Source organism: Saliniramus sp., assembly GCF_035311605.1.
Taxonomy (GTDB): domain Bacteria; phylum Pseudomonadota; class Alphaproteobacteria; order Rhizobiales; family Beijerinckiaceae; genus Saliniramus.
In genome coordinates this window covers 1-2,190 of sequence record NZ_DATGCW010000297.1, presented here as the reverse complement: position 1 = coordinate 2,190, position 2,190 = coordinate 1, and the positions used below count along the sequence as shown (strand labels likewise).

Sequence of the window (2,190 nt, the reverse complement as noted above, 5' to 3'; positions counted from 1 at the left end):
CACGTGCGTGGGGAACACGGCTGGTCAGTTCTTCGAGCCTGATCGCCAGCCGGTTCATCCCCACGTGCGTGGGGAACACTTGTCGGCGAGGCGGAGCTTCACGCCTTCGAACGGTTCATCCCCACGTGCGTGGGGAACACGAATTGCGGCAATGCGTCTCCTGTAAACCAGCCGGTTCATCCCCACGTGCGTGGGGAACACTCTTCCGAGAAGCTGTTGATTTCACGAATCAATTTCGATGTCAAAGAGCCTACCAACTAATTCTTGGTTTGTTCCCGCCGGTTGTCAACCCGATTCGCGCGGCGTCTGCGGCAGAAACGAGACCAGTGTGAAGCCGTCGAAATCGGAGGGGATGCGGCGATTGGTTCCGCAGGTCTCGAAGGCGAAGCCCGCATCGTTGGGCGCACTCCAGGCGATCACGCCATTGCCGTCGCCGATCCCCGTGACGACCTGTTCCCAGATCCGCTCGCGCGTGCGTTTGCCATAGCGCCCGACATAGACCCCGGCGCGAATCTCGAGCAGCCACACGGCGAGACGCCCGCGCAGACGCGGCGGGGCGTTTTCAACCACGATGACCATCATTCCCGCTACCCTCCCCGTCCGACAAGGCGGGCGGCTGCGCATCCTCTGGCGCCTGCGGCTTCGCGAGCCCGCCCGCATCGAGAATTTCCTCGATTGTCGGGATGATGCGCTCGAGCAGTTTCGTGCGCCGGAACGCGTCGCGACAGGCGAGGCGCACCGCCCGATCGGGCGCTTCTCGCAGCTGGCCCCTGGCGGCCTTGCCCGCAACCTCGAACGCGACCGGCACCACGGTCTCGAATTTGAACAAATCGGCGATGTCGTAGACGAAGGAGAGCGGGCGGCCTGCATGCAGGAAGCCGATCGCGGGTGCATACCCCGCCGCGAGCACGGCAGCCTCGCTCAGCCCATGAAGGCAGGCTGTTGCAGCGGAAAGGCAGCGATTGGGAATGTCGGAGGCCTCCCAATCGCCGGCATCATAGCGCCGGCGCTGCCAGTCGACACCATGTCGCTTTGCCAGGTTATCGTACAGCGCGCGCACCCGCGCACCCTCGATTCCGCGCAGTTGATCGACGGAGCGCTTTTCCGGCGCAGGCTCGCCGAAGCGATTTTCGAACATGGCCCGCACCACGCGCAGCCGGCTCTCCGGATCAAGGGCGAGCTGCGCCTGGTAGAGCAGCTTGTCCGAGCGCGCGCCGCCGGGCTGCCCGGCAGCGTAGAGCCGCACTCCGGCTTCGCCGACCCAGACCAGCAGCGTCCCTGCCCGCCCGGCCAGCGCGATCGCCGCATGGCTGACGCGTGTACCCGGTTCGAGCATCAGGCAAGCAAAGCCACCGAGCGGTATATGCGTGCGCACGCCCTGCGCATCGAGTGAAACGAAGGCCCCGTCGATCACGTCGATCTGCGCACGCTCGACGAACAGGATCGAAGCGCGCTCCTTCAGCGAGATCGGGCGTGGCGGGGCAAGTCCCGGAAGTGGGGAAGCACCGCTCATCCCTTACGCCCGACGGATCAGCATCAGCCCGCAGCCATAGGCCTTGGCGCGGCCAAAACCCTTGCCGAGTTGCGCGCGGAAAAGCTGCGGATCGGTGACTTCGAGCAGGCCGTCGAAATCCAGCACGGAGATGCTGCCCTTCGGGCCGAGCCGCGCGAATGACCAGCGATTATAACCGTCGATGCGCATCGGGCTGCCCACATCTTCGTCATCGTCGTCATCATCCGCATCCGCGAGCGCGGAGATGACCGGCCTGAACCCGCCCTTGTCGCCCTGGCGGGTGAGCCAGTCCAGACCCGCCTCGTAGATGACCGCCCGACGCTTTTCCGCGCGCGCGCCCGCAGCGATGCCGGCTCGGGTGAGCGCATCCATCACGACATCGTGGCGCTTGAGGCGCCCATTGGCATCGTTGCGGGTTACGGTGGCATTGGCGCGCAGGGAAAACTGCAGGCGATCGCCCCGGGCGAGCACCGGCGCGAAGGGCTTCGTCTCGACTTCCATCACCGGATGGTTCGCATCGGGCGGCCTGTCGGAGAGGACCATGAAGGTCGCGCGCTCGCCGAGTCGGCCCGGCGCCTGCGTCTCGCGAAAGAGAAAGCAGCGCTCGGCCTGCGCGTCGCCGGCAAACAGAGACCAGATCAGCCGATGCGCGGCATTGGCTCGGGCGCTGTCCTCAT

The 2,190-nt window shown here is 65.8% G+C and carries 3 protein-coding genes; all 3 read right to left on the bottom strand.

Annotated features, from left to right (window positions below):
• Nucleotides 1-285 precede the first annotated feature (285 nt).
• Nucleotides 286-582, bottom strand: coding sequence for a type I-E CRISPR-associated endoribonuclease Cas2e (gene cas2e, locus VKP01_RS13215; RefSeq protein WP_324413023.1), 297 nt, complete (start codon nt 580-582; stop codon nt 286-288).
• Nucleotides 563-1,513 carry a type I-E CRISPR-associated endonuclease Cas1e gene (cas1e, locus tag VKP01_RS13210; RefSeq protein WP_324413021.1) on the bottom strand — a complete coding sequence of 317 codons (951 nt, stop codon included), beginning with the start codon at nt 1,511-1,513 and terminating at the stop codon, nt 563-565. Before cas1e ends, cas2e begins: the two co-directional genes overlap by 20 nt.
• 3 nt (nt 1,514-1,516) lie before the next feature.
• Nucleotides 1,517-2,190, bottom strand: a 674-nt coding sequence (cas6e, locus tag VKP01_RS13205) for a type I-E CRISPR-associated protein Cas6/Cse3/CasE (protein WP_324413019.1), incomplete at its 5' end; no start/stop codon positions are given.

Bases quoted from the DNA above. Each gene is read 5' to 3' on its own strand.
- cas2e (WP_324413023.1), bottom strand. From the start codon at position 582: ATGATGGTCATCGTGGTTGAAAACGCCCCGCCGCGTCTGCGCGGGCGT.
- cas1e (WP_324413021.1), bottom strand. From the start codon at position 1,513: ATGAGCGGTGCTTCCCCACTTCCGGGACTTGCCCCGCCACGCCCGATC.